Below are 24041 nucleotides of genomic sequence, written 5' to 3' on the forward strand. Positions count from 1 at the left end.
GCGGTGATACGGGTCACAGACCGTAGGGGTGCGGGGGCGGCCCGTGGGGGCGCGGGCCGGTGACCTCGACGCTCTCGGCACAGGTGGGAACTGGGCTCCGGCTGCCTCACGACCCGCCCGGCCCTGAAGTGAGGGACCGGACGGCCGTGCTGTGATATGGGCCTCAGTCCGCCCGGGCGCGTCCACCCGGGTGGTGCCGCGGCTACGGATTCCTGACCCACGGGGCTACGGATTCCGCACTCCCCCGGCCGTGTCCGGCACGGGCAGGGGGCGCTTCTCGATCGCCGCCGCCATCACCTCGGGGAAGAGGTCGGGGGTGCAGGCGAAGGCCGGCGCGCCGAGGGCGGCGAGGGCCGCGGCGTGCTCGCGGTCGTAGGCGGGGGCGCCCTCGTCGGAGAGTGCCAGCAGGGCGACGAACTGCACCCCGGACGCCTTCATCGCGGCGACCCGCTTCAGCATCTCGTCGCGTATGCCCCCTTCGTAGAGGTCGCTGATGAGGACGACGACGGTGTCGGCCGGGCGGGTGATCCGGGACTGGCAGTACGCGAGGGCGCGGTTGATGTCGGTGCCGCCGCCGAGCTGCGTACCGAAGAGGACGTCGACCGGGTCGTCGAGCTGGTCGGTCAGGTCGACGACGGCCGTGTCGAAGACGACGAGCCGGGTCGCGATCGCCCGCATGGAGGCGAGGACGGCGCCGAACACGGAGGCGTAGACGACGGAGGCGGCCATGGAGCCGGACTGGTCGATGCAGAGGACGACGTCCTTCTTGACCGACTGGGCGGCGCGGCCGTAGCCGATGAGGCGCTCGGGGACGACCGTGCGGTACTCGGGCAGGTAGTTCTTGAGGTTGGCGCGGATCGTGCGGTTCCAGTCGATGTCCCGGTGGCGCGGGCGGCTGATCCGGGCGGAGCGGTCGAGCGCGCCGGTGAGGGTGGCCCGGGTGCGGGTGGCGAGGCGCTTCTCCAGGTCGTCGACGACCTTGCGGACGACCGCGCGGGCCGTCTCCTTGGTCGTCTCGGGCATGGCCTTGTTGAGGGAGAGGAGCGTGCCGACGAGATGGACGTCGGCCTCGACGGCCTCCAGCATCTCGGGCTCCAGGAGCAGGGTGGAGAGCCCGAGGCGGTCGATGGCGTCGCGCTGCATGACCTGGACGACGGAGCTGGGGAAGTACGTCCTGATGTCGCCGAGCCAGCGGGCGACGGAGGGCGCGGAGGCGCCGAGCCCGGCGGACCGGTCGCGTGCGGTGCGGTGGTCGGCGCGGCCGTCGCCCCGTGCGTCGCCCCGTCCGTAGAGCGCGGTCAGGGCTCCGTCCATGGCGGCGTCCGTGCCGGCGAGGGAGCAGCCGGTGCCGTCGGCCTCGCCGCCGCCGAGCACCATGCGCCAGCGCCGCAGCCGTTCGTCGTGCCCGGCTCCGCCCGGGGCGGTGCTGTCGGTCGTCACGCTCATCGGTCCGCCCCCACGAGGTCGATCTCTCCCAGAATCAGTTCGAGCACCGGCAGGACGCCGTCGGCCCGCTCCTCGTCGAGCGCGGTACCGAAGCCGGGTGCGACGGCGTCCGTACGGCTCGCGGCGGAGGCGGCCGGACCGCGGGCGACCAGCTCGCCCAGGGTGCGGCGCACACCCGGTTCGTACGCGGAGAACGTGCGGCGCAGCAGCGGCAGGACGTCGGTGAACGCGTCGGCCGTGACGCCGGTCAGCCAGGCGTCGACGAGGGCGAGCAGCCGTTCGTCGTGGACGAGGAGCATGCCTCCGCCGGAGGCGCCGCCGACGAAGCCCTCGATCCAGGCGGCGGCGTCGGCGGGCGGGGTGCCGGGCGAGAGGGCGAGGCCCATGAGCCGCGCGGCCTCCTCCTCGACGAGCCGGCCCTCGTCGAGGAGGAGTCGGGCGGCCCGGCCCCGGATGGTGCCCGGCACGGTGTCACGGGCGGCGAGCCCGCGCAGGACACCGGTCCACCGCTCGGTCGTCCCCGTGGCGTCGGGGAGCAGGGGGAGCGCGCCGTGGACGGCGTCGAGGTGGCCGCGCATCTCGGCGGCGGCGTCGGTGTCGAGGCCGGTGCAGGCCGGGGGCAGGCCGACGCAGATCCGCTCGGCGAGCCCGGCCGCGACCTCGCCGAGCGCGGTGGTGTCGGTGGCGCGGACGTCTCCGTAGCGCAGCGAGCGGGCGAGCGCGGGAAGGGCCTGGGCGAGGTGGGCCACGTCGGTGTCGAGCGCGGCACGGTCGGCGAGGGCGGTCATGACGACGGGGAGGGCGGCGCCGAGTCCGGCGAGCAGGCACTGCTCGGCGAGCGCGGTGACGTCGGCGAGCGCGGTCGCCTCCTGGGCACGGGCCTCGGCCTTGGCGACGGCGGCTGAGCCGACGGTGGTGCCCCAGACTCCGGCCTCGGCGACCCGGACGTGCAGTTCGGGCTGCCAGCGCAACCGCCAGGTCTCGCGGAAGGTGCCGGTGCTGCCGCGACCGGCGACGGGCGCGCCCCACTCGACGGCGAGCAGCCGCAGCCGGTGGAGGAGGCGGCTGCGGGCGGCGTCGTTCTCCTTGCGCAGGTCGAGTTCGAGCTCCCGCTCCTGCGCCTCCGGCTTGAGGCGCAGGCTGCGCTGGAGCTTGGCGAGGTCGCGCTGGAGGGGTACGGCGGGGGCGTCTTCGGGGACCTCGCCGAGGACGTCTCCGACGACGAGGCGGTCGCGCACGAGGTCCAGCGGGACGTCGGAGCCGTCGCACATCACGGCGCGTACGGCGTCGGTGGTCTCGACGAGCCCGGCGAGCGGTCGGCCGCGCATCGCAGCGAGGGTCTCCGCGAGGCGGACGGCCTCGATGACATGGGCGGAGGAGACGAACGTGTCCTCGTCCCTGAGGAGCCCCGCGACCTTCGTCATCCAGCGCTCGATCGGGCGGTCCTGGGTGGCGAAGAGGTGTCCGTACCAGCCGGGGGCGTCGATACCGGCGCCGTAGCCGGAGCGGCGGGCGAGGCGGCGGTGGGTCCAGGGCACCCACGTCATCTCGGTCTTCACCTTGGGCAGGCCCTTGAGCAGGGCGCGGTCGGCGGTGGCGGTCGTCGCACGGGTCAGCGCGGGGACGTGCCAGGCGCCGCAGACGACGGCGACGCCGTTGTCACCGAACTCCTTGCGTGCGGCGCGCAGTTGGAGCCGCATGTACGCCTCGCGGACGAGGTCGCGGGCGTGGCCGCCGTGGCCGTACGTCTCGCGCAGGGCGCCCATGGCCTCGGCGAGCGCCTCGAACGGGGCGACGGGGTCGGCGGCGCCCCGCAGTTCGACCGCGTCCTCCCACCAGCGCTCGGGGTCGTCGTACCCGGCGGCACGGGCGAGCTCGGCGATCGGGTCGATGCGCAGGCCCTGGTCGGCCTCGTCCTCCTCGCCGTCGCCCCAGGTGGGGTCGGTGGCGGCGAGGGTGTGGGTGGCGGGGAGGTCGATGAACCGGACGGCGGAGCCGTGGGCGAGGGCCCAGCGGATCGCCACCCACTCGGGCGAGAACTCGGCGAAGGGCCAGAACGCGGCGCGCCCCGGGTCGTCCACGGCGTGCCCGAGCAGCGCGACCGGCGGCCGCATCCCGTCGTCCCCGGCGAGCGCCAGGATCCCGTCGGCCTCGGGCGGCCCCTCGACCAGCACCACGGCCGGCCGCCGCACCTCCAACGCCCCGAGCACGGCCCGCGCGGACCCGGGCCCGTGATGCCGCACCCCGAGAAACAGGGGTCCTCGGGCCGGCGGCGTAGTGGGGGCCGGGGCTGCGGTCGGGGCCGGCGTCGCGGTCGGGGCCGGCGTCGCGGTCGGGGCCTGCGCCGCCGGGGGCGTCGAAGGGTCCGGGCGCGTCGAAGGCTCCGGGCGGGTCGAACGGGTCGTCATGCGCTCACCTCGCGGCAAGCGCGGTAGAAGTCCTTCCAGCCGTCTCTCTCCCGGACGACCGTCTCCAGGTACTCCTGCCAGATGACACGGTCCGCCGCCGGGTCGCGGACGACCGCGCCGAGGATGCCGGCGGCGACGTCGGCGGGGCGCAGGACGCCGTCGCCGAAGTGGGCGGAGAGCGCCAGGCCGCCCGTGACGACGGAGATCGCCTCGGCCGTGGACAGCGTCCCCGAAGGGGACTTGAGCTTGGTACGGCCGTCCGCCGTCACCCCGTCCCGCAGCTCGCGGAAGACGGTGACCACCCGTCGGATCTCCTCCACGCCCTCCGGAACAGCCGGCAGGTCCAGCGAGCGGCCGATCTGGTCGACGCGGCGCGCGACGATGTCGACCTCCGCCTCAGGCGTCGCGGGCAGCGGCAGCACGACCGTGTTGAAGCGGCGGCGCAGCGCGCTGGAGAGGTCGTTGACCCCCCGGTCGCGGTCGTTGGCGGTCGCGATCAGGTTGAAGCCCCGTACCGCCTGGACCTCCTGCCCGAGCTCCGGAATCGGCAGGGTCTTCTCCGACAGGATCGTGATCAGCGTGTCCTGCACGTCGGCGGGGATGCGGGTGAGCTCCTCGACGCGGGCGGTCAGCCCCTCGGACATGGCGCGCATGACGGGGCTGGGCACGAGCGCGTCCCGGCTGGGGCCGTGGGCGAGCAGCTTGGCGTAGTTCCAGCCGTACCGGATCGCCTCCTCCGGTGTCCCGGCCGTGCCCTGCACGAGCAGCGTCGAGTCGCCGCTGACGGCGGCGGCGAGGTGCTCGGACACCCAGGTCTTGGCGGTGCCGGGCACGCCGAGCAGCAGCAGCGCCCGGTCGGTGGCGAGTGTGGTGACGGCGACCTCGACGATCCGTCGCGGTCCGACGTACTTCGGTGTGACCACCGTGCCGTCGGGGAGCGTCCCGCCGAGGAGGTAGGTGGCGACGGCCCACGGCGACAGCTGCCAGCGGGCGGGCCGCGGCCGGTCGTCGGCGGCGGCGAGCGCCTTGAGTTCGTCCGCGAAGGCGTGTTCGGCGTGCGGCCGCAGGGCCTCGGAGCCGAGGTCCTGGCCGCTCGGCTCGGCCGGGGCGGGCAGTGCGGTGGCGTCCGCCCCGGTGCCGGTTCCGGCACCGGGTACGGCGCTCGCGATGGTTTCGGACACGGTCATGGATCCCCCTCCAGATCGTTCGACCTGATGTGGGATCCACCGTGCACCATGCCACTGACATTCGGCCGTAGCCGCAGGTCAGCGAGGTAACTCCGGTGGTGCGTAGGGGTGTCAGCCGGCGATCGGGGAGACCGCGACGCACCCTCCGGCCATCGCCTCCTGGCCCTTGGCCTCCTTGATGACCTTGCCCTCGTGGATGACCTTGCAGGTGAGGTCGGCCGGGTCGAGCGCCATCGGCATGACGGCCGGCGGCATGATCCCCTTCAGCGTCACCGTCTTCTTCCACGGCGTGGTCGGCTTCGCCTCCGTCTCCAGCTTCGGGTCCATGGCCGAGCCGCTGCCGCCGTGGAACTGGATCGACTCGATGCCCTTGCCGGTGACCTCGTACGTGACCTCGTAGGTCTCGTTCACGGCCTTGTCGGCCTGGTCGGCGGCCTTGTCCGCGACCTCGGAGCAGGCGCTGAGGCCGAAGGCCAGGCCGGTGACGGCGAGCGCCGCGACGGCGGTGCGGATGGTGCGCTTCATGGTGGGTCCCCCCGTGAGTCGGTGTCGGCCACGGCAGACAATCGTAAAGAGCAGGCAAAGTCAAATGTCTTCCGCGGCAGATCGCCGGCCTGGAAAGAGCAGGTCAGATCCGTTGTCAGTGGCGCCCCCTACCGTCGAGGACATGGATACACAGGGGGTGCGCTGGACGGCGGATCAGGTGCTGGCACTGGCTCCTGACGACGCCTCGCGCAAGGCGGGAAGCAAGCTCGGCACGGCCGGGCCCTGGTCCGGCACGGGCTCGGGCGGCGAGGGGGCCGTCTGGGGTCTGTGCCGGGGCAGCGGCAGCAAGCCGTACCGGACGGTGGTCGACACCACGGGCCCGGCGTATGCGTGCAGTTGCCCGAGCCGGAAGTTCCCGTGCAAGCACGCGCTGGGGCTGCTGCTGCTCCGGGCCGGGGACACGGAGGCCTTCCCCGCGGGCGCCGACGTGCCCGACTGGGCGGAGACGTGGCTGGCGGGCAGACGTGAGCGCGCCGCCGCCGCACGCACGCGCGGCACGGAGGGGACGGGACCGGCGGCCACCGCCGATCCCGAGGCCGCACGGCGCAGGGCGGAGCGGCGCTCGGCCCGGATCACCTCGGGCGCCGAGGAGTTGGAGCAGCGCCTGGCCGACCTGCTGCGCGGGGGCCTGGCCTCGGCGGAAGGGGCCGGGTACGGCCTGTGGGAGGAGACGGCTGCCCGCATGGTCGACGCCCAGGCGCCGGGACTCGCGGGCCGGGTCAGGGAGTTGGGCGCGATACCGGGCTCGGGGCCCGGCTGGCCGGTCCGGCTCCTGGAGGAGTGCGCGCTGACGCATCTCCTCGACCGGGCCTGGCTCTCCGTCGACCGCCTCCCGGGCCCGCTCGCCGCGACCGTACGGACCCGGGTGGGCCTGACCGCGCCCGCCGATGGCCCCTCGGTGCGGGACCGGTGGCTGGTCCTCGCCCAGTACGACACGGGGGACGGCAAGTTGACGACCCGCCGCATCTGGCTGCACGGCCGGGACACCGGGCGCACGGCGCTGCTCCTCTCCTTCGGGGCGGTCGGCCGCGCGCCTCAAGTGGCCCTGCCGGTGGGTGTGGTCGTCGACGCCGCGCTCACCCTCCACGCGGGCGCGGGGGCGCTCCGCGCGGAGCTGGGTGAGCAGTTCGCCGCCCCGTCCCCGCTCGAAGCCCCGCCCAGGGGCGGCACGGTCGGCGACGCGCTCACGGCCTACGGCCTCGCCCTGCGGGAGGACCCCTGGCTGGACTCCTGGCCGGTGACGCTCTCCGACGTCGTACCGATACCGACGGAGCAGGGCTGGCAGCTCGCCGACGCGTCACCGGGGCCGGGCGCCGCCCCTGGCGAGGCGGTGCCGCTGAGCGGTGCCGCGCTCGGGCGGCCCGGCCTGTGGCGGCTCGTCGCGCTCTCGGGCGGCGGCCCTGTGACCGTCTTCGGGGAGTGCGGGCACCGGGGGTTCACCCCGCTCGCCGCCTGGTCGGCCGACGCCCCGGGCGAGACGGTCCCGCTCCACTGACCTCGATCGGCACGACGGCCTGGAGGCCTCCATGGACGCCTGGGAAGAACTCGTCACTTCGGCGCTGCTCGGCACGGACCGCCGCCCGCCGACGCTGCCCGCGCTCACCGACGCGGGGGCCGGCGGCGCTCCCGTCGCCCTGCTCGACGCCGCCGCGCTGCACACCGTACGGAGAAGGGCGGGCCTGCGGCCCGGGCCCGCGGCCCCGGCACCCGAGCCCGCACCGGACGACCACCGCAGACCACTGCCGGAGGCCGCCCGCCACCGGCTCGGCCGGCTCCTGGCGGGTCGGGCCGCCCCCGCGCCGTCCGGGGGGCGGCGCGGGGCCGCACCCGACCTCGCCGAGCTGCTCCCCCAGTGGCTCGCCGCCGCCAACGAACACGGCTACCGGGCACCGGCGTCCGCGCTGCCCGCCCTGCTCGACGCCGCCCGCGCCCGTACGGACCTGCGGCCCCAGGCGCTCGCCCTCGCCGGGCCGCGCGGCCTGTGGCTGGCCCGGCTCAACCCGGACTGGAAGTTCGCCCTGCGCGGCGCGGGAAGCGGCGCCGCGCTGCCCGACGCCCGGGACGGCGAGGCGGTCAAGGTCCTGTGGGACGAGGGCCTGTTCGCCGAGCGGGTCGCTCTGCTGGCCGCCGTACGGACCGAGGATCCGGCGGCCGCGCTGGCCCTGCTGCGTTCGACCTGGGCGGCGGAGCGCGCCGAGGACCGGCTGATGTTCCTGGATTCGCTGCGGGCCGGACTCTCCGGCGCGGACGAGGAGTTCCTGGAGGAGGCCCTGTCCGACCGCAGCCGCAACGTCCGCTCGACCGCCGCCGAACTGCTCTCCGCCCTGCCCGGATCGGCGCTCGCCGGCCGCATGGCGGACCGGGCGACGTCCTGTGTGTCCCTGGACCGTACGGAGGGGGCCGCGACGATCGTGGTCGAGGCGCCGCACGAGTGCGACGCCGGGATGCAAAGGGACGGGGTCGTCGCCACCCCGCCGACGGGCCGGGGCGAGCGGTCCTGGTGGCTGGGCAGGCTCGTCGACTCGGCGCCGCTGTCGTGCTGGCCCGCGCGGTTCGGGGGGCGCTCGCCCGAGGAGATCGTGGCGCTTCCGGTCGCGGACGAGTGGGCGGGCGAGCTGCACGCGGCGTGGTGCCGTGCGGCGGTCCGCCAGCGGGACGCCGACTGGTCACGGGCGCTCCTCGGCTCCCCGGCCACCCCACCGGCGACGGGCCCCGGCACGTCGTCCCTCGCGGAGCGGGCCCAGTTGCTGTCGACGCTCCCGGACGAGGAACGGGCCCTCTGGGTCGCCTCGTTCATCGCCGCACACGGCCTGTCGGAGGCCTTCCAACTCCTCGGCGTCTGCACGGTGCCCTGGTCGGCGCCGCTGGGCGGCGCGGTGATCGACGCCCTGGACATCGCCCGGGACGCGGGCAGCTACCCCTGGAGCTTCAGCGGCGTGATGGGCCTCGCTGAACGCTGCCTCTCCCCGGAAGCAGCCCCCCAACTGGAGTCCCTGACCGCCCTCACCACCGAACCGGAAGACGCCTCCCCAGGAGCCGGCGGCTACTGGTCGGAAGCCTTCCAACGCCTGGTCTCCACCCTCCGCCTACGCTCCCAGATGCAGACCGAACTCACACCCCCACCGAAACTCACACCCCCACCGAACTGATCCATCCCAGTCATCCATCCGGGACAGCACTCAGCGCTTCGACAGGGGAATGAAATGCCTGAAATCGACCGCGAATTCACGGTCAGGGGAGGTCAGATCATGCGGCTGCCCTTCGGCACCGTCGGGGGCGTGGGAGCGCTTGCGGCGCGGGCGGGGCAGCCTGCCCAGGTGAGGCTCTTCATCGATGCACCGGGCGGCGCGAGCGGGCCACGAACCCTGCCCCTGGGAGCCGAGTTCGCCCTGGCCAACGGCACCTGGACCGTCGCCGAGATCGACAGTGCGGGAAGGAGCGAGTGGTCCGTCCGTCTCCGGAGGACCGACTGACACCACCCAGCAGGGCGGCGGGGGCATCGTCGTGCCGCACCGAGGCCGGCCCGACGTTGCCGGACCCGGACCACCCGGGCCACGCTCCGCTCCCGCGGCCCGGTGGCGGGTTGCGACGCCCGCCGAGCGAAGGGCAGCCGGCCTGGGTCCGGGCGGAGTGGGGCCGCGTCGGCCGGCTACGCGGCGACGCGGACGTTGGCGTTGACCCAGTCGACGATGGATGTCGTCGTCGCGCCCGGTGTGAAGATCTCCGCCACGCCCTTCTCCTTCAGCGGCGCGATGTCCGCCTCCGGGATGATGCCGCCGCCGAAGACCTTGATGTCCTCCGCGTCGCGCTCCTTCAGCAGCTCCAGGACCTTCACGAACAGTGTGTTGTGCGCGCCCGAGAGGATCGACAGGCCGATCGCGTCGGCGTCCTCCTGGATCGCCGTGTCCACGATCTGCTCGGGCGTCTGGTGCAGCCCCGTGTAGATGACCTCCATGCCGGCGTCGCGCAGCGCCCGCGCGATCACCTTGGCCCCGCGATCGTGGCCGTCGAGACCCGGCTTGGCCACCACCACGCGGATCGGACCGGTCACACCCATCTCTGCCTCCACATGCGACCCCCGCGCTTCATTGCCGGGGAGGTGAACGAACGTTATCGCCAGCATCCCGCACCCCGCCGTTTCGCGGAGGACTCCGAGGGGGAAATCACACGTGGGACATGTTCGCTCTGCGCCGGACCCTCCCGGGCCCTCCTCCTGGGCCCACCAGCCGCAAAGGGTCGTGCGCACAGGGAGCCGCTACGGGGTAGCCGTACGTCCGGGCCGCAGCCGCCGGTCCGGACGTACGGCGCACCGCACTGCCGTTCGGCGCCCGCGTGCCGTTCGGGAGGTCGCCGATGGAGCTCACCAGGCTCACGAAGGTCACCACAGCGCTCAAGGCCAACGCCCTCGAGCTGGCGATCCTCACCGGCCACCTGCTCCTCTACCCCTCCGGGATGGTCGCCGAGCGCCCCGAGGCCGACACCCCCGGTGAGGACGGCGCCACTCCCAGGCCCGGGACCGGGCGGCCCGTTGTCCTCCTCCACGGCTTCGTCGACAACCGCTCCGTCTTCGTCCTGCTCCGCCGCTCCCTCGTCCGCCACGGCCGTCACCCCGTCGAGTCGTTCAACTACTCTCCGCTCACCTGCGACCTGCGCGCCGCCGCCCAGCTCCTCGGCCGCCACATCGAGGAGCTCTGCGCCCGCACCGGCCACCACGAGGTCGACGTCGTCGGACACAGCCTGGGCGGCCTCATCGCCCGTTATTACGTACAGCGCCTCGGCGGCGACGCGCGGGTGCGCACACTCGTCATGCTCGGCACCCCGCACGCCGGCACCACCGCCGCCCCCTGGGCCGGCGCCCACCCCCTCGTACGCCAGATGCGCCCCGGCTCGGACGTGCTCCAGGAGCTCGCAGAGCCCGCCCCCGGCTGCCGGACGCGCTGCGTCAGTTTCTGGAGCGATCTGGACCAGGTGATGGTCCCGGTGGAGACGGCGCGGCTCGACCACCCCGATCTACGGGTGCACAACGTCCGGGTCAGCGGCATCGGCCATCTCGCCCTGCCGGTGCACCCGACCGTGGCGGCGGGGATCCGCGAGGCGCTCGACGCCGACGACGCGGAAGCCGCCGAGCCCGGAGCCGCCTCCGTGGCGTGAGTCGCGAGCGAATCCACGACGTCTGACGACCCGCCAGAAGGGGTCTGTTCTTCGAACGTTCCTCGAACACAGAGCCAAAGCTCTTCCCCGAGGCCGCCGAAACACCGCCGATTGCCCGTTTCCTGTGGAACCAAAACCCTCGGAAGATTGTCGCTTGCGTATACCGCCGGGTACAGTCGCGCCACTGCTTTAACCCCGGGACACCCGCGTCGGGCCCGCCCCGGACTGGCCCTGCCGCCGAGGCGAGAGAGAAGTTGGTGAACGACCAGCACCCCCACGCCGGGTACGTCGGAGACGACGCCCACAGCACCGGCAGCTTCGCCACCGACCCGCTCTTCGGCGCCCTCCCGGGCGGTTACGACGCCGGTCACAGCGGCCAGTACGACAGCTCGCAGTGGAACGGCACGCAGCAGTGGGACACCACCGCGTACGCCACCACCGGGCAGTACGACACCACCCAGTACGACACCACCGGCCAGTGGGACGCCTCCGCCTGGAACGAGGCCCAGCAGACCGGTCAGTACGAGACCGCGCACTTCACCTCGTACGACACCACGGGCCAGTGGACGACCCCCGCCTTCGAGACGGGTACGTACGACGCCACCGCCTGGAACTACGCCGCGCCGCAGCAGGACGTCCTGGTCGCCGAGCCCGTCGTTCCGCAGCAGTACACCCCCGAGTACGAGTACATCCCTGAGCCGCAGGCCGAGCAGCCGCAGCCCGCCGCCTACGAGGAGAGCGCGTACGCGGAGACCTCGTACGCAGAGACGACCTACGAGGAGACCGCCTACGAGGGCGACTCCACGTACGAGCACGGCTACGAGCACGACTACACGTACGAGTACGACCACGAGGAACCGGCCGTCGAGACCCTCACGGAGTCTCCGGCCGCTCCCGAGCCGGCCACCGCGTCCGCCGCCACCGCCGGTCGCCCCGTGCGCCGCTCCTCCGGTGGCAGCCGAGGCCGGCGCCGTACGCCCGCCAAGCGCTCCGCCCTGCTGACCGTCGCCGTCCCGTCCGCCTGTGTCATGGGCGTCGCCGGGATCGCCGCCGCCTCGGTCGGCGGCCTGACGGACCCGGGCGCCGGCACGAAGGACGACACGAAGGCCCTCGCCGCCGCCGACCCCGCCTCGGTGCAGCCGGTCGCCGCCAACAACAAGCTGGACACCCAGCTCGCCGCGCTGAGCGCCGACGCCCGCGACTTCGGCGACCGCGCCAGCCGCACCCAGGAGCGCATCGACCTGAAGGCGCGCCAGGAGGCGGAGAAGAAGAAGCGCGAGGAGGAGGCGGCCCGCAAGGAGGCGCTGCGCCCCAAGTTCGCGCTGCCGGTGAAGCTGCACCAGCTCAGCGCGAGCTACGGCCAGGCGGGCGTCAACTGGATGTCCGTGCACACCGGCATCGACTTCCCCGTCCAGTACGGCACGAAGGTGATGGCCGCGACGGACGGCACCGTCCGCACCCAGTACAACTCCGCCTACGGCAACATGGCGATCGTGACCGCGCCCGACGGCACCGAGACCTGGTACTGCCACCTGAGCAGCACCAAGATCCGCTCGGGCAAGGTCCAGGCCGGCGACGTCATCGCGTACTCGGGCAACTCGGGCAACTCCACCGGTCCGCACCTCCACTTCGAGGTCCGCCCGGGCGGCGGCGCGGCGATCGACCCCGAGGCATGGCTGCGCAGCCACGGCCTCAACCCGACCGGCTGACGATTCCGGACCGACGTACGCGAGAGGGGCCCCGGCCGAAGCCGGGGCCCCTCTCCCGTGCGTACCGCTACAGCTTCTCGACCGGCGCGTACCGCAGGAGCAGCCGCTTGGGCTTCTCGTCGCCGAAGTCGATCGTCGCCTGCGCGTCGGCTCCCGCACCCGTCACCTGCATGACCGTGCCGAGGCCGAACTGGTCGTGCGTGACCCGGTCGCCGACCTGGAGGGCGATGACCGGCTTGTCGCTGGTCCGGCGGGTGGCGAAGCCCGAGGGGCCGGAGCGCGCGCGGGAGGAGGAGAGCGAGGAGGTGATCCCCGAGGTCGGCCCGGCGGGCTTGACCATGGGGCCGGTCCGCTTCCACTCCAGATACGTCGGCGGGATCTCCTCCAGGAAGCGGGACGCCGGGTTGTACGAAGGCTGGCCCCAGGCGCTGCGCATCGACGAACGCGTCAGATACAGCCGCTCGCGGGCGCGCGTGATGCCCACGTACGCGAGCCGCCGCTCCTCCTCCAGCTCCTTGGCCTGGCCGAGGGCCCGCATGTGCGGGAAGACGCCGTCCTCCATGCCGGTCAGGAACACGACGGGGAATTCGAGGCCCTTGGCGGTGTGCAGGGTCATCAGCGTGATGACGCCCGAACCTTCCTCGTCCTCGTCGGGGATCTGGTCGGAGTCGGCGACGAGCGCGACCTTCTCCAGGAACTCGGCCAGGGTGGCGGTACCCTCCCGCCCGCCAGGCTCCCCCCGCTCCTGCTCGAACTCCAGGGCCACGGCGGCCAGTTCCTGGAGGTTCTCGATGCGGGTCTCGTCCTGCGGGTCGGTGGACGCCTGCAGCTCGGCGAGGTACCCGGTCCGCTCCAGTACGGCTTCGAGAACGACCGCCGGGCCGGCGCCGGAGTCGACGACCGTACGGAGCTCCTCCATGAGGGTGTTGAAGCGCTTGACCGCGTTCGCGGAGCGGGCCGCCATGCCGTACGCCTCGTCGACCCGCTTCAGCGCCTGCGGGAAGGTGATCTTCTCCCGGAGGGAGAGGGCGTCGATCATCGCCTCGGCGCGGTCGCCGATGCCGCGCTTCGGCACGTTCAGAATGCGGCGCAGCGGGACGTTGTCCTCGGGGTTGGCGAGGACGCGCAGGTAGGCGAGGACGTCGCGGACCTCCTTGCGCTCGTAGAAGCGCACGCCGCCGACGACCTTGTAGGGCAGGCCGACGCGGATGAAGATCTCTTCGAAGACACGGGACTGGGCGTTGGTCCGGTAGAAGACGGCGACGTCGCCGGCCTTCGCGTCGCCGGCGTCCGTGAGCCGGTCGATCTCGTCGGCGACGAACTGGGCCTCGTCGTGCTCGGTGTCGGCGACGTAGCCGGTGATCTGCGCGCCCGCGCCCGCGTTCGTCCACAGGTTCTTGGGGCGGCGGGACTCGTTGCGCTCGATGACGGCGTTGGCGGCGGAGAGGATCGTCTGCGTGGAACGGTAGTTCTGCTCCAGGAGGATCGTCGTCGCATTCGGGTAGTCCTCCTCGAACTGGAGGATGTTGCGGATGGTCGCGCCGCGGAAGGCGTAGATCGACTGGTCCGCGTCACCGACGACGCACAGCTCGGCCGGGTCCAGGTCTTCGTAGCCCGTGCCGACCAGTTCCCGTACGAGGGTGTACTGCGCGTGGTTGGTGTCCTGGTACTCGTCGACGAGGACGTGGCGGAAGCGGCGGCGGTAGTGCTCGGCGACGTCCGGGAACGCCTGGAGCAGGTGGACCGTCGTCATGATGATGTCGTCGAAGTCCAGGGCGTTGGCCTCGCGCAGCCGCGCCTGGTACATCCGGTACGCCTCGGCGAGCGTCTTCTCGAAGCCGTCGACGGCCTGGTCGGCGAAGGTCTCCTCGTCGATCAGCTCGTTCTTCAGGTTCGAGACCTTGGCGTTGAAGGACTTCGGCGGGAACTTCTTCGGGTCGAGGTCCAGGTCGCGGCAGACCAGCGCCATCAGGCGCTTGGAGTCGGCGGCGTCGTAGATCGAGAAGGACGACGTGAAGCCGAGCCGCTTGCTCTCGCGGCGCAGGATGCGGACGCACGCGCTGTGGAAGGTCATGACCCACATGGCGTTGGCGCGCGGGCCGACGAGGTGCTCGACGCGCTCCTTCATCTCGCCGGCGGCCTTGTTGGTGAAGGTGATCGCCAGTATCTGGCCGGGGTGGACGTGCCGGGTCCCCAGGAGGTGGGCGATGCGGTGGGTGAGCACCCTGGTCTTGCCGGAGCCGGCGCCCGCGACGATGAGCAGCGGGGAGCCGGTGTGGACGACGGCGGCGCGCTGCTGTTCGTTCAGCCCGTCCAGGAGCGCGGCGGCGTCCACGACGGGGCGGGCCGCTCCGTCGCGGTAGTACGCGTCCCGGGGCGGAGGCGCGTCGAAGCGCCCGTCGAAGAGGTCGTGCGGGACCTCCTCCGCGGCCTGGGCGCCGTGCACGTGGTGGTGCTCGTCCTCGGGCGGGGGCGGGGGCTCCTCCGAGGAGTGGTTCTGGAGGCTCGCCAGGAAGCTGTCGTCAAAGAGGCTGCTCATCGCCTATCGAGTCTAGGCCGCCGCACTGACAGCCCGCCGCCACCTCCCGAAGTGACCGAAATCTTACGGAGGGTGACAGTCCGCTTCAGGTCACGAAAATGTATCGGGCATATCGCACATCGGCCTTCCCACCCGCACCACCGGTTGGCTAGCGTGCTCGCCCAGGCAGCCCGTCCCCTCCGGCGGCATAACGCGCCGAGCGGGCCGCTCACGCCGAACCCGGCCCTGCCTCGCGGCAGTTGACGCCGGTGGTCCCTCTCGGCGGCCACGGAAGGAGATGCCGGCCTTGGCGTCCCATCGCAAGCCGCGCACCACACGTCCGCACTCCCCCGCCGTCGGGGTCACGACGGCCGCCCTCGCCGGGGTCACCCTGCTGACCACGCAGAGCGCCCAGGCCGCGCCCGCCGCCCCGCCGAAGCCCACGGTGGAGGAGGTCCAGAAGAAGGTCGACGACCTCTACCGGCAGGCCGGCACGGCGACGCAGCAGTACAACCGGGCCAAGGAGTCCACGGACGAGCAGCGGCGCAAGGTCGACCGGCTGCTCGACGACGTGGCCAAGCGCACGGAGGAGATCAACGAGTCGCGGCGGGCGCTCGGCTCGTACGCGGCGGCGCAGTACCGGGCGGGGGCCGTCGGCCCGACCGCCGCGCTGATCTTCGCGGACAGCCCGCAGTCGTACTTCGACCAGACCCACCTCATGGACCGGCTCTCCGAGCGCCAGCGGAGCGCGGTGGCGGAGTACGAGGGCAAGCGCGTCGCGGCGGCGAAGCAGCGGGCTGAGGCGACGAAGAGCCTGGACACGCTGACCGAGTCGCAGGCGACGCTCCGCACCACCAAGCAGACCGTGCAGCGGAAGCTGGGCGAGGCGCGGACGCTGCTGTCCCGGCTGACGGCCGAGGAGAAGGAGCGGCTGGCGGAGCTGGAGCGCAAGCGGGAGGCGGAGGCGCGGCGGAAGGCGGAGGCACGGGCCAAGGCGGAGGCAGAGGCCAGGGCCGAGGCGGCGGAGGCCGAGCGGCGCAGGCAGGAGGAGGCCCGGCAGAACCAGCCGACCGAGCCGGCCCAGCCGCCGACGGACGGCGGATCGGGCACGGGCTCGGGCGGCTCGACGTACGCGGCGAAGGCGGAGAAGGCGCTGGCCTTCGCCCGGGCCCAGATCGGCAAGCCGTACGTGTGGGGCGCGACGGGCCCGAGCTCGTACGACTGCTCGGGCCTGACACAGGCCGCCTGGAAGGCCGCCGGCGTCGACCTCCCCCGCACCACCTGGGACCAGGTGGAGGTGGGGACCCGGGTCGCGACGGACGATCTCCTCCCCGGCGACCTCGTCTTCTTCTACGACGACATCAGCCACGTCGGCCTGTACATCGGCGGCGGGAAGATGATCCACGCGCCGAAGCCGGGCGCGAACGTGCGCGAGGAGTCGATCTACTACATGCCGATCTACGGCAGCGTGCGCCCGGCCTAGGGCGCCTGTCCGACCGTGGTCCGCCGGACAGGCCCTGGCGGCGAACGGTCGCGCTACAGCAGGTCGTATATCTGGAAGCCGTAGCCGATCTTGACCGGCGCCTTGTAGACGGCCTGGGCGTCGCCCGTGCCCGAGTACCGGAACAGGTCGCCGTTCGGCTTGCGCGCGATCAGGTCGGACCTGCCGTCGATGTCGAGGTCGCCCACGGACAGCAGCCGGTCGTAGGTGTTCCAGCCGCCGCCGATCCTCGTACGCGGCTCGAAGGGGGCCTTGTAGTCGCCGGTGCCCTTGTAGAGCCACAGGGTGCCGGAGGTGTCCCGGGCGACGATGTCGGCCTTGCCGTCACCGCTCAGGTCACCCTGGCCGGCGAGCTGGGTGTACTGCTCCCAGCCTCCGCCGATGCGGAAGCGCGCGGTCAGCGAGCCGTCGGGGTGGGCGAGGTACCCCCACAGGACGCCGGCCTTGTCGAGACCGATGAGGTCCGCCTCCGGGGCGCCGCCGAGCGTGCCCGGGGACAGGACCGTGGTGTAGATGTTCCAGCCGGTGCCGACCTGCTTCTTGTGGTACAGCCCGTCCCCCGCCTCGTCGATCCAGCCGTACCAGAGCGGTCCGTCCTTGTAGCGGGTCCAGGTGCCGTCGCTGTAGCCGTCCTTGTCGTTGTCGACCTGGATCGAGCTGGCGAAGTTCGAGTAGTCGAGCGGCAGGTGCTCCGGGGCATCGAAGGCGCCCTGGCGGTCCGCGAAGTACATGTACATCTCGTGGGTCTGCTTGTGGACGCCGTCCATGGAGAACGTGGGCGTCTCCACGGGAACGTCGGCGGTCCCGGCGGCGCGGGGCGCCTTGCTCGGGACGTCCTGGGCCCGCTGCTCGGCCGCGGCCGCCGAGGCGGCGGGGGCGCCCGGGTCGCCGGAGGCGAAGGCGGTACCGGCCGTGGTCGCGAGCGCGGCAGCGACGGCGGTGACGGCGAGCGCGCCACGAAGCGCACGCGAACGTCGAGCGATGGTCATGAAGTTCCCCCCTGGAACGGTGTGCGGCGGGTGTCGTGCGCCGTGTCGATGATCAGCTTCTCACCCGGGTCTGACAGCGATCAGGTCCAGAGCGTCGCGATGAAGATGTTCGCGATCGTCAGGCCGCCGACGGCGGCGAAGAGGCCCTTGTCGACAGTCTCGTCGTCCCGCTTCACGTACACGAGGGCGAGGATGACGACGAGGACGGCCATCTTGATGCCGACCTTCACGTTGTTGACCGTCTGGTCGTCCGCCTGGTTGAGGCCGACGAGCGCGATGCCGGTGATCAGCATCGTGAGCGCGCCGTGCAGCATGGCGGGGCTGAAGCGGGCCGTACCCGCGCCCATGGCCTTCATCTGGGTGAGGAATCCACCGAGCAGCGAGGCGATTCCGATGATGTGCAGGGCGACGAAGACATTGATGAGTACGTCCATGGGGCGGAGCCTAACCGGGGCATAGCACCCACGTTCGGCCGGGTCCACCTCCTCGGGCGCTTCGGTCACGCCCGCGCCGGAATGCGGCGTCCTCCCGTCGCGACGACCGGACCGGAACGGTCCCCAAGCGCCAACTGACGCCAATAGCGGTCAACTCCCCGCCGCCGCGTGACCGCCAGGTTTAGCGTCCTCCCCCAGGTGGCCGGCTACCCACCACCGCCGGTCCGCCCGGCGGCAGTCGGCCGCCCCCGCCGAGAAATCCGGCGATGGGCCGTCTCCCCTGTGCGGCCCATCGCCGGACCCGGTGGGCATCGACCCCCACAGGGAGAGGATGTGACCCGCCCTCGTGGCAGCGCACCGGAAGCCCAAGCACTCCCCCCTCGGTGGCCAGGCGGCACGGACCGCCGCCACGCTCGCCCTCGCCTCCGCGGCGACGGCGACCGTCTTCGAGGGCTCCGGGCACGCCGAGCCCCGGCTCACACCCGCCCAGGTCAAGGCGAAGGTGGACCGGCTCTACCAGGAGGCCGAGGTGGCCACCGAGAAGTACAACGGCGCGAAGGAGAAGGCGGACGCGGCGCGGAACGCGCTCGACCGGCTGAGGGACGAGTCGGCCCGCAGGACCGATCGCCTCAACACCGCGCGCAACGGGCTCGGTTCCATCGCCACCGCGCAGTACCGTTCCGGCGGCCTGGACCCCGCCGTACGACTCGCGCTCACCTCCGACCCGGAGCAGTACCTGGCGCGCGCCGCGATCGCCGAGAAGGCCGGGGAGCGGCAGGCGGCGGCGATCACTTCGGTACGGCGCGAGCTGACCGGGATCAGGCAGCTGCGGGCCGAGGCGGACGAGCGGCTGACCCAACTGCGGGGCCACGAGACCGATCTACGGGAGCAGAAGGCGGCCGTGCAGGCCAAGCTCACGGAGGCGCGCTCGCTCCTTGCCCGGCTGACCGCCGAGGAGCGGGCACGGTACGAGACGGCGGAGGCCGGCTCGGGACGGGGCGACTCCGGCGGCTCCGGGGCCGCCACAGGGACGACCGGGAACCGGGCCGACCGGAGTTCGGGCCTGCGCGGCCCGGTGACGGCGCCGAACAGCCGCGCCGCGCAGGCGATCTCCTTCGCCCGGGACCAGATCGGCAAGCCGTACGTGTGGGGCGCCACGGGACCGTCGGCGTACGACTGCTCGGGGCTGACGCAGGCCGCCTGGCGCTCGGCCGGGGTGGCGCTGCCCCGGACGACGTACACCCAGATCAACGCCGGCCAGCGGGTCTCCCGCTCCGCACTGGCCCCGGGCGACCTGGTGTTCTTCTACTCCGGAATCAGCCACGTCGGGCTGTACATCGGCGGCGGCCAGATGATCCACGCCCCCCGACCGGGCGCGCCGGTGCGGGTCGCACCGATCGACGAGATGCCTTTTGCGGGGGCGGCACGGGTGGGCTGACGCGGGCGGGCCGACCGGCGGGACGGCCGGACGACACGGCTGGAGCGTGGGTCGACCGCAGGGCTTGACCTTTGGATAGCGGAACTATCTACTATAGGTAGCGCTACTATCCATACCCCTGCGTGGAGAGGACCAGCCGTGCCCACCCTCCCCTGGACCGTTCCGAACCAGGCCCGCCCCGGCACCGAGGCCCAGGTCATGGCCTCCCGCTTCGAGGTGCGCACCCTGGCGGACGTCCCCAAGTTCTTCCTGAAGTCCCTCGCCGCCTGGCGGCAGGTGAAGTCCGCGCCCGGCGCGCTGGGCGCCTCGCTCATCGCCCAGCCGCTGAAGCGGACCTTCTACACCCTCTCGGCGTGGGAGGACCACGACGCCCTCCACGCCTACGCCCGCGCCGAACCGCACCGGTCGATCATGAACGGACTGCGCTCCACGATGCGCGACTCGACCTTCACCTTCTGGGAGGTGCCGGTGGAGCAGCTGCCGATCCGCTGGGACGAGGCCAAGCAACGGCTCGCGGCGGAGGAGGCGAAGAACCGGGGCTAGGTCGTGTCAGGAGGCGCCGTCAGACCAGGCGGCGGGCGGTCGCCCAGCGCGTCAGCTCGTGCCGGTTGGACAGCTGGAGCTTCCTCAGGACCGCCGAGACATGGGACTCGACCGTCTTCACCGAGATGTAGAGCTGCTTGGCGATCTCCTTGTACGCGTACCCACGGGCGATCAGCCGCAGCACCTCGCGCTCGCGCTGGGTCAATCGGTCCAGGTCCTCGTCCACCGGCGGCGCGTCGGTGGAGGCGAAGGCGTCCAGCACGAAACCGGCGAGGCGGGGCGAGAACACCGCGTCGCCCTCCTGGACGCGGAAGATCGAGTCGACCAGATCGGTGCCCGTGATCGTCTTCGTGACGTAGCCGCGGGCGCCGCCCCGGATCACCCCGATCACGTCCTCCGCGGCGTCCGAGACGGAGAGCGCCAGGAAGCGCACCGGGTCCTCGCTCGCCGACATCAGGCTCGTGCAGCGCCGCAGCACCTCCACCCCGCCGCCGCCCGGCAGGTGCACGTCGAGCAGGACGACCTCGGGGCGGGTCGCGGTGATCACCGTGACCGCCTGGTCGACATCGGCGGCCTCACCGACCACCTCGACGCCGGTGACGTCGGTCCGGCCGATCTCGGCCTGCACTCCCGTACGGAACATCCGGTGGTCGTCGACGAGGACGACCCGCACCCGACGCTCCGTGGTCGGTGCCGCCGTCGTCCCGGTCCCGGTCTCGTCGCTCATCCGTCCACCCTCTCCATCTCAAGCTCCACTTCGGTGCCCCCGCCCGGCACGGACCGCAGGCGGGCCGAACCGCCGTTGCGCTGCATCCGGCCGATGATCGATTCTCGTACGCCCATCCGGTCGTCGGGCACCGCGTCGAGGTCGAAGCCGGGGCCCCGGTCCCGCACGGAGACGAAGACCGTACGGCCCTCCACCTCCGCGTAGACCTGAACGGCCCCGCCCTCGCCACCGTACTTGGCCGCGTTGACCATGGCCTCGCGCGCGGCCTGCATCTGCGCGGCCAGTTTCTCGTCGAGCGGGCAGTCGCCCACGACCACGACCTCCAGAGGGACGCCGTGCTTGTCCTCGACCTCCGCGGCGGCCCGCTTGACCGCCTCCGCGAGGGTGTCGGGCTCCTCGCCCTCGTCCTTGCCGGTGCCCTCCGGCTTGTACAGCCAGTTCCGCAGCTCCCGCTCCTGTGCGCGGGCGAGCCGGCGCACCTCGCCCGGCTCGTCCGCGTTGCGCTGGATCAGCGTGAGCGTGTGCAGGACGGAGTCGTGGACATGGGCCGCGACCTCGGCGCGCTCCTGCGCGCGGATGCGCATGGTCCGCTCCTCGGAGAGGTCCTGCGACATCCGGACCAGCCACGGTCCCGCGAGCAGGGCTATGCCGGTGAGGACGGCTATCGCCGCGGTCAGCGCCGTGCCCAGCTGGGCCGCCGAGCCCCGGACCACCATGAAGACGGTCAGACCCATGCCGACGAGGGCGACGCCCGCGAAGCCGCGGGCGAGCTGCAGGGTGCGCCGACGGCGACCGGCCTCGGTCCAGCTGGCCCGGCGGGCGTTGTCCGCCTGCCGCCAGACGAGGACCACGCCGACGCCGATGAGGAGGGTGGGCCAGACGTAGCGGTCCGTCCGATTGCCCCAGTCGATGTTCCCCGCGAAGATCGCGGCGCCGATGGCGAGCGCGATCAGCGCGAAGACCTGGCCCCGGTCGGGCTTACGCAACCGGCGGCGACCGTCCGGAGTGGTCTCGAAGACCGGGCGGGGCGCGCTGCGGCCGCCGACGCCGAGCGGGACGACGATCCAGAACACCGCGTACAGCAGGGCGCCGAGGCCGTCCGCGAGGAGAAGGCCCACGAACAGCGCGCGGACCCAGACCACGGGCAGTCCGAGATGCCCCGCGAGGCCGCGCGCGACACCGCCGAGCCACCGTCCGTCGGCGCTCCGGTAGAGCTTGCGCACGGGCGGTTCGTCGGTCTCGGTGACACGGGCGGATGCTGGCATGCACCGATCGTCACACGTCCGGCCCGGGCGGCACATCAGGGTCGGTCCCTGAGATCGCCCCTAGGAAGCGGCCCCTAGGTAGCCCTCGGGGTGGACCGCCCTCGGAATATCAGGGTCGGGCCAGGGTCGATCCCGGTGCCGCGGCGGGGCGGCGGCGGTCACCATGGACGCATGACGAGTTCGACGCCTTCCTCGCACGAGGCCCCGCCGCCGGCGGAGGCCCCACCTGTCACGTCCCTGCGCCGGTCGCGGCAGCACCGGGTCGTGGCCGGTGTGTGCGGCGGCCTCGGCCGGCACTTCGACCTCGATCCGGTGATCTTCCGTATCGCGATCGGCGTGCTGTCCGTGACCGGCGGACTCGGGTTGATCTTCTACGGCTTCGCGTGGCTGCTCATCCCGGTCGCGGGCGAGGAGGAGAACGAGGGCCGCAGACTGCTCTCCGGCCGCGTCGACGGGGCCGCGCTCGCCGCCGTGCTGATGGCCCTGGTGGGCTGCGGCATCTTCCTGTCGATGCTGCACAACGGCGGGACGCTCGCGTTCGCGATGATGCTGTCGATAGCGGTGTGCGGCGCGGCGGTCTGGTCCCAGCGGCGGGCGCAGGTCTCCTCGGGCGACGCCGAGGGCCGTGGGGACGCGGGCACAGCGGCCGCCGTCGGGGACGCCCCGCCGGAGGCGAAGGCTCCACCGCTGGTGGAGTTCCCGTCCTGGTGGAAGGACCCCATCGTCAAGGACGGCTCGACGGGGAAGATCGCCGTCGGCTATCTCTGGGGCCCGCACGGCGCGGACGTGGACGGCCGGCTCCCGAGCGGCGAGGCACCGGTGCCCGGCAGCCAGTGGGGCACGGACGGGTCGGCGGCCGCGTGGCGGCCTCAGCCGTCGCCGGTCCGGCGCGGCCCGCGCTCCATCGGCGGCCCGGTCTTCCTCCTCGCGCTGCTCGCGGGCGGCCTCGGCACGGGGCTGTCCTGGGAGAGCCAGCCGTTCGGCACGAGCCTGCAGATCGGCCTGGTCGCCGCGCTGGCGGTGTTCGGCCTGGGTCTTGTGGTCGCCAGCTTCCTCGGCCGGACCGGGTTCGGCACGATCTTCCTGACCGTGGTCACGGCGTGCCTGCTCGCGGTGGCGGCGGCGCTGCCCAAGGAGATCTCGACGGAGTGGGTCCGTACGACCTGGAAACCGGCGTCGGTCGCCGCAGTCAAGGCCCGGTACGAACTGGGCACGGGCGTCGGCACGCTCGATCTGTCCCGGCTCGTCGTCCCCGCGGGCACGACCGTCGACACCGAGGCGGAGCTGGGCGCCGGAAAGCTGGAGGTGATCGTGCCGAAGAACGTCACGGTGAAGCTGCGGGCCCAGGTGGGCCTGGGCGATGTCCAGCTGCCGCAGCAGCGCCCCGAGGACATCGACATCGCGCCCGACCTCGACGAGAGCCGGACGCTGCCCCCGGTGGCGGGCACGACGCCCGGGGGGACGGTGAACCTCTCGTTGGAGATCGGTCTCGGACAGGTGGAGGTCACCCGTGCTGCTTCATGAGTTCCGACCGGGCCGGCTGATCGTCGGCGCGGCCGCCCTCGCCCTCGCCGTGATGTACGCGGGGGACGCCGCGAAGGCCTGGGAGACGCCCTGGTACGGAGTCGTCCCGGTCCTCTGCGGCGCACTGGGCGCGGCCGCCCTCGCGACCTGGGTCGCCTACCGCCTGCGCCGTCGTTCGGCGAGGACGGCGTCCAGCGAGAACAAGGATGCCCCGGCGAGCACGAGTGGGAGCCAGGACATGAGATAGGCGAGGTCGTTCCCGTAGTAGTACGGGTTGGTCTGCCAGCTCACCGTCAGCCACAGGCTCAGGGAGATCAGCGCCCCGCCGAGCGCGGCCACCCGGGCGAAGAGGCCCACCAGGGTGCCGATGCCGACGGCCAGCTCGCCGAGGGCGATGGCGTAGCCGAAGCCGACAGGGCTCTTGAGCGACAGGTCGACGAGGGCGGGGATGGCCGAGCCGTCCCGGACGCCCCGCATCATCTCGCCGATCGACCCGCTGCCGGTGTCGGACATGAAGGCGGAGTCGGTGAGCTTGTCGAGGCCGGCGTAGATGAAGGTGATGCCGAGGAAGAGGCGCAGCGGCAGCAGCGCGTACCGCGACCCGGCCTCCTTCCACGCGGCGACCCGGCCGGTCGCGCCGGAAGCCCCGTGCATC

The 24041-nt window shown here is 72.8% G+C and carries 20 protein-coding genes; 9 read left to right on the forward strand and 11 right to left on the reverse strand.

Annotated features, from left to right (window positions below):
• Nucleotides 1-225: 225 nt before the first annotated feature.
• The 4 genes from ACGFYP_RS20075 to ACGFYP_RS20090 all read right to left on the reverse strand — a co-directional run bounded on the left by ACGFYP_RS20075 (nucleotide 226) and on the right by ACGFYP_RS20090 (nucleotide 5566).
• On the reverse strand, nucleotides 226-1446 hold the full coding sequence (locus ACGFYP_RS20075; protein WP_393494970.1) for a VWA domain-containing protein: 1221 nt from the start codon (nucleotides 1444-1446) through the stop codon (nucleotides 226-228).
• Nucleotides 1443-3854 (reverse strand): DUF5682 family protein, encoded by a 2412-nt coding sequence (locus ACGFYP_RS20080; protein ID WP_393494973.1) that lies wholly within the window; start codon nucleotides 3852-3854, stop codon nucleotides 1443-1445. Before ACGFYP_RS20080 ends, ACGFYP_RS20075 begins: the two co-directional genes overlap by 4 nt.
• Nucleotides 3851-5041: an AAA family ATPase gene (locus ACGFYP_RS20085; RefSeq protein ID WP_393494976.1), complete on the reverse strand. Its 1191-nt coding sequence runs from the start codon at nucleotides 5039-5041 to the stop codon at nucleotides 3851-3853. Before ACGFYP_RS20085 ends, ACGFYP_RS20080 begins: the two co-directional genes overlap by 4 nt.
• Before the next feature lie 111 nt (nucleotides 5042-5152).
• On the reverse strand, nucleotides 5153-5566 hold the full coding sequence (locus ACGFYP_RS20090) for a hypothetical protein (protein ID WP_393494979.1): 414 nt from the start codon (nucleotides 5564-5566) through the stop codon (nucleotides 5153-5155).
• A gap of 142 nt (nucleotides 5567-5708) precedes the next feature.
• Between ACGFYP_RS20090 and ACGFYP_RS20095 the strand changes: the two genes are divergently transcribed.
• From ACGFYP_RS20095 to ACGFYP_RS20105, 3 genes are read left to right on the forward strand one after another with little or no spacing between them, the layout of a single operon-like run.
• Nucleotides 5709-7082, forward strand: coding sequence for an SWIM zinc finger family protein (locus tag ACGFYP_RS20095; protein WP_393494982.1), 1374 nt, complete (start codon nucleotides 5709-5711; stop codon nucleotides 7080-7082).
• A 31-nt stretch (nucleotides 7083-7113) separates the two neighbouring features.
• The gene (locus tag ACGFYP_RS20100; RefSeq protein WP_393494985.1) at nucleotides 7114-8736 is read left to right on the forward strand and encodes a DUF5691 domain-containing protein; all 1623 of its coding nucleotides are present in this window, start codon (nucleotides 7114-7116) and stop codon (nucleotides 8734-8736) included.
• 54 nt (nucleotides 8737-8790) lie between these two features.
• Nucleotides 8791-9060, forward strand: coding sequence for a DUF6406 domain-containing protein (locus ACGFYP_RS20105; RefSeq protein ID WP_393494988.1), 270 nt, complete (start codon nucleotides 8791-8793; stop codon nucleotides 9058-9060).
• 176 nt (nucleotides 9061-9236) lie between these two features.
• Here ACGFYP_RS20105 and ACGFYP_RS20110 read toward each other — a convergent pair whose 3' ends face one another.
• Nucleotides 9237-9644: a cobalamin B12-binding domain-containing protein gene (locus ACGFYP_RS20110; protein WP_361969006.1), complete on the reverse strand. Its 408-nt coding sequence runs from the start codon at nucleotides 9642-9644 to the stop codon at nucleotides 9237-9239.
• A gap of 296 nt (nucleotides 9645-9940) precedes the next feature.
• Between ACGFYP_RS20110 and ACGFYP_RS20115 the strand changes: the two genes are divergently transcribed.
• Entirely contained in the window at nucleotides 9941-10738 is a 798-nt protein-coding gene (locus ACGFYP_RS20115; RefSeq protein WP_393494993.1) for an esterase/lipase family protein, read from the forward strand.
• Between the two features lie 257 nt (nucleotides 10739-10995).
• Entirely contained in the window at nucleotides 10996-12447 is a 1452-nt protein-coding gene (locus ACGFYP_RS20120) for a M23 family metallopeptidase (protein ID WP_393494996.1), read from the forward strand.
• A gap of 67 nt (nucleotides 12448-12514) precedes the next feature.
• On the opposite strand, the gene pcrA is transcribed toward ACGFYP_RS20120, so the two are convergent.
• A complete protein-coding gene (pcrA, locus tag ACGFYP_RS20125) occupies nucleotides 12515-14986 on the reverse strand; it encodes a DNA helicase PcrA (protein ID WP_393494999.1) in 2472 nt (823 codons plus the stop codon).
• A gap of 277 nt (nucleotides 14987-15263) precedes the next feature.
• On the opposite strand from pcrA, the gene ACGFYP_RS20130 reads away from it, so the two are divergent.
• A complete protein-coding gene (locus ACGFYP_RS20130) occupies nucleotides 15264-16448 on the forward strand; it encodes an NlpC/P60 family protein (protein ID WP_393495002.1) in 1185 nt (394 codons plus the stop codon).
• 53 nt (nucleotides 16449-16501) lie between these two features.
• Here ACGFYP_RS20130 and ACGFYP_RS20135 read toward each other — a convergent pair whose 3' ends face one another.
• Together ACGFYP_RS20135 and ACGFYP_RS20140 are read right to left on the reverse strand one after the other, a co-directional pair.
• A complete protein-coding gene (locus ACGFYP_RS20135; RefSeq protein WP_393495005.1) occupies nucleotides 16502-17455 on the reverse strand; it encodes an FG-GAP repeat domain-containing protein in 954 nt (317 codons plus the stop codon).
• A gap of 80 nt (nucleotides 17456-17535) precedes the next feature.
• The gene (locus tag ACGFYP_RS20140; RefSeq protein ID WP_361965339.1) at nucleotides 17536-17889 is read right to left on the reverse strand and encodes a hypothetical protein; all 354 of its coding nucleotides are present in this window, start codon (nucleotides 17887-17889) and stop codon (nucleotides 17536-17538) included.
• 346 nt (nucleotides 17890-18235) lie between these two features.
• On the opposite strand from ACGFYP_RS20140, the gene ACGFYP_RS20145 reads away from it, so the two are divergent.
• Nucleotides 18236-19327, forward strand: a complete 1092-nt coding sequence (locus tag ACGFYP_RS20145) for an NlpC/P60 family protein (RefSeq protein ID WP_393495009.1) — start codon at nucleotides 18236-18238, stop codon at nucleotides 19325-19327.
• 138 nt (nucleotides 19328-19465) lie between these two features.
• Entirely contained in the window at nucleotides 19466-19870 is a 405-nt protein-coding gene (locus ACGFYP_RS20150; protein ID WP_393495012.1) for a monooxygenase family protein, read from the forward strand.
• Nucleotides 19871-19889: 19 nt separating this feature from the next.
• On the opposite strand, the gene ACGFYP_RS20155 is transcribed toward ACGFYP_RS20150, so the two are convergent.
• Nucleotides 19890-20597 (reverse strand): response regulator transcription factor, encoded by a 708-nt coding sequence (locus ACGFYP_RS20155; protein WP_361965345.1) that lies wholly within the window; start codon nucleotides 20595-20597, stop codon nucleotides 19890-19892.
• The gene (locus ACGFYP_RS20160) at nucleotides 20594-21862 is read right to left on the reverse strand and encodes a PspC domain-containing protein (RefSeq protein ID WP_393495017.1); all 1269 of its coding nucleotides are present in this window, start codon (nucleotides 21860-21862) and stop codon (nucleotides 20594-20596) included. The genes ACGFYP_RS20155 and ACGFYP_RS20160 overlap by 4 nt, the downstream gene beginning before the upstream one ends.
• 171 nt (nucleotides 21863-22033) lie before the next feature.
• Between ACGFYP_RS20160 and ACGFYP_RS20165 the strand changes: the two genes are divergently transcribed.
• A complete protein-coding gene (locus ACGFYP_RS20165) occupies nucleotides 22034-23386 on the forward strand; it encodes a PspC domain-containing protein (RefSeq protein WP_393495020.1) in 1353 nt (450 codons plus the stop codon).
• 156 nt (nucleotides 23387-23542) lie between these two features.
• On the opposite strand, the gene ACGFYP_RS20170 is transcribed toward ACGFYP_RS20165, so the two are convergent.
• Nucleotides 23543-24040 (reverse strand): DoxX family protein, encoded by a 498-nt coding sequence (locus tag ACGFYP_RS20170; RefSeq protein ID WP_393495095.1) that lies wholly within the window; start codon nucleotides 24038-24040, stop codon nucleotides 23543-23545.
• Nucleotide 24041: the final 1 nt, after the last annotated feature.

The organism is Streptomyces sp. NPDC048370 (genome assembly GCF_043200825.1).
GTDB lineage: Bacteria > Actinomycetota > Actinomycetes > Streptomycetales > Streptomycetaceae > Streptomyces.

Coding starts and splice junctions, on each gene's coding strand:
- ACGFYP_RS20075 (WP_393494970.1), bottom strand. CDS start 1,446: ATGAGCGTGACGACCGACAGCACCGCCCCGGGCGGAGCCGGGCACGAC.
- ACGFYP_RS20170 (WP_393495095.1), bottom strand. CDS start 24,040: ATGCACGGGGCTTCCGGCGCGACCGGCCGGGTCGCCGCGTGGAAGGAG.
- ACGFYP_RS20080 (WP_393494973.1), bottom strand. CDS start 3,854: ATGACGACCCGTTCGACCCGCCCGGAGCCTTCGACGCGCCCGGACCCT.
- pcrA (WP_393494999.1), bottom strand. CDS start 14,986: ATGAGCAGCCTCTTTGACGACAGCTTCCTGGCGAGCCTCCAGAACCAC.
- ACGFYP_RS20100 (WP_393494985.1), top strand. CDS start 7,114: ATGGACGCCTGGGAAGAACTCGTCACTTCGGCGCTGCTCGGCACGGAC.
- ACGFYP_RS20140 (WP_361965339.1), bottom strand. CDS start 17,889: ATGGACGTACTCATCAATGTCTTCGTCGCCCTGCACATCATCGGAATC.
- ACGFYP_RS20085 (WP_393494976.1), bottom strand. CDS start 5,041: ATGACCGTGTCCGAAACCATCGCGAGCGCCGTACCCGGTGCCGGAACC.
- ACGFYP_RS20090 (WP_393494979.1), bottom strand. CDS start 5,566: ATGAAGCGCACCATCCGCACCGCCGTCGCGGCGCTCGCCGTCACCGGC.
- ACGFYP_RS20110 (WP_361969006.1), bottom strand. CDS start 9,644: ATGGGTGTGACCGGTCCGATCCGCGTGGTGGTGGCCAAGCCGGGTCTC.
- ACGFYP_RS20115 (WP_393494993.1), top strand. CDS start 9,941: ATGGAGCTCACCAGGCTCACGAAGGTCACCACAGCGCTCAAGGCCAAC.
- ACGFYP_RS20165 (WP_393495020.1), top strand. CDS start 22,034: ATGACGAGTTCGACGCCTTCCTCGCACGAGGCCCCGCCGCCGGCGGAG.
- ACGFYP_RS20135 (WP_393495005.1), bottom strand. CDS start 17,455: ATGACCATCGCTCGACGTTCGCGTGCGCTTCGTGGCGCGCTCGCCGTC.
- ACGFYP_RS20155 (WP_361965345.1), bottom strand. CDS start 20,597: ATGAGCGACGAGACCGGGACCGGGACGACGGCGGCACCGACCACGGAG.
- ACGFYP_RS20130 (WP_393495002.1), top strand. CDS start 15,264: ATGCCGGCCTTGGCGTCCCATCGCAAGCCGCGCACCACACGTCCGCAC.
- ACGFYP_RS20095 (WP_393494982.1), top strand. CDS start 5,709: ATGGATACACAGGGGGTGCGCTGGACGGCGGATCAGGTGCTGGCACTG.
- ACGFYP_RS20105 (WP_393494988.1), top strand. CDS start 8,791: ATGCCTGAAATCGACCGCGAATTCACGGTCAGGGGAGGTCAGATCATG.
- ACGFYP_RS20160 (WP_393495017.1), bottom strand. CDS start 21,862: ATGCCAGCATCCGCCCGTGTCACCGAGACCGACGAACCGCCCGTGCGC.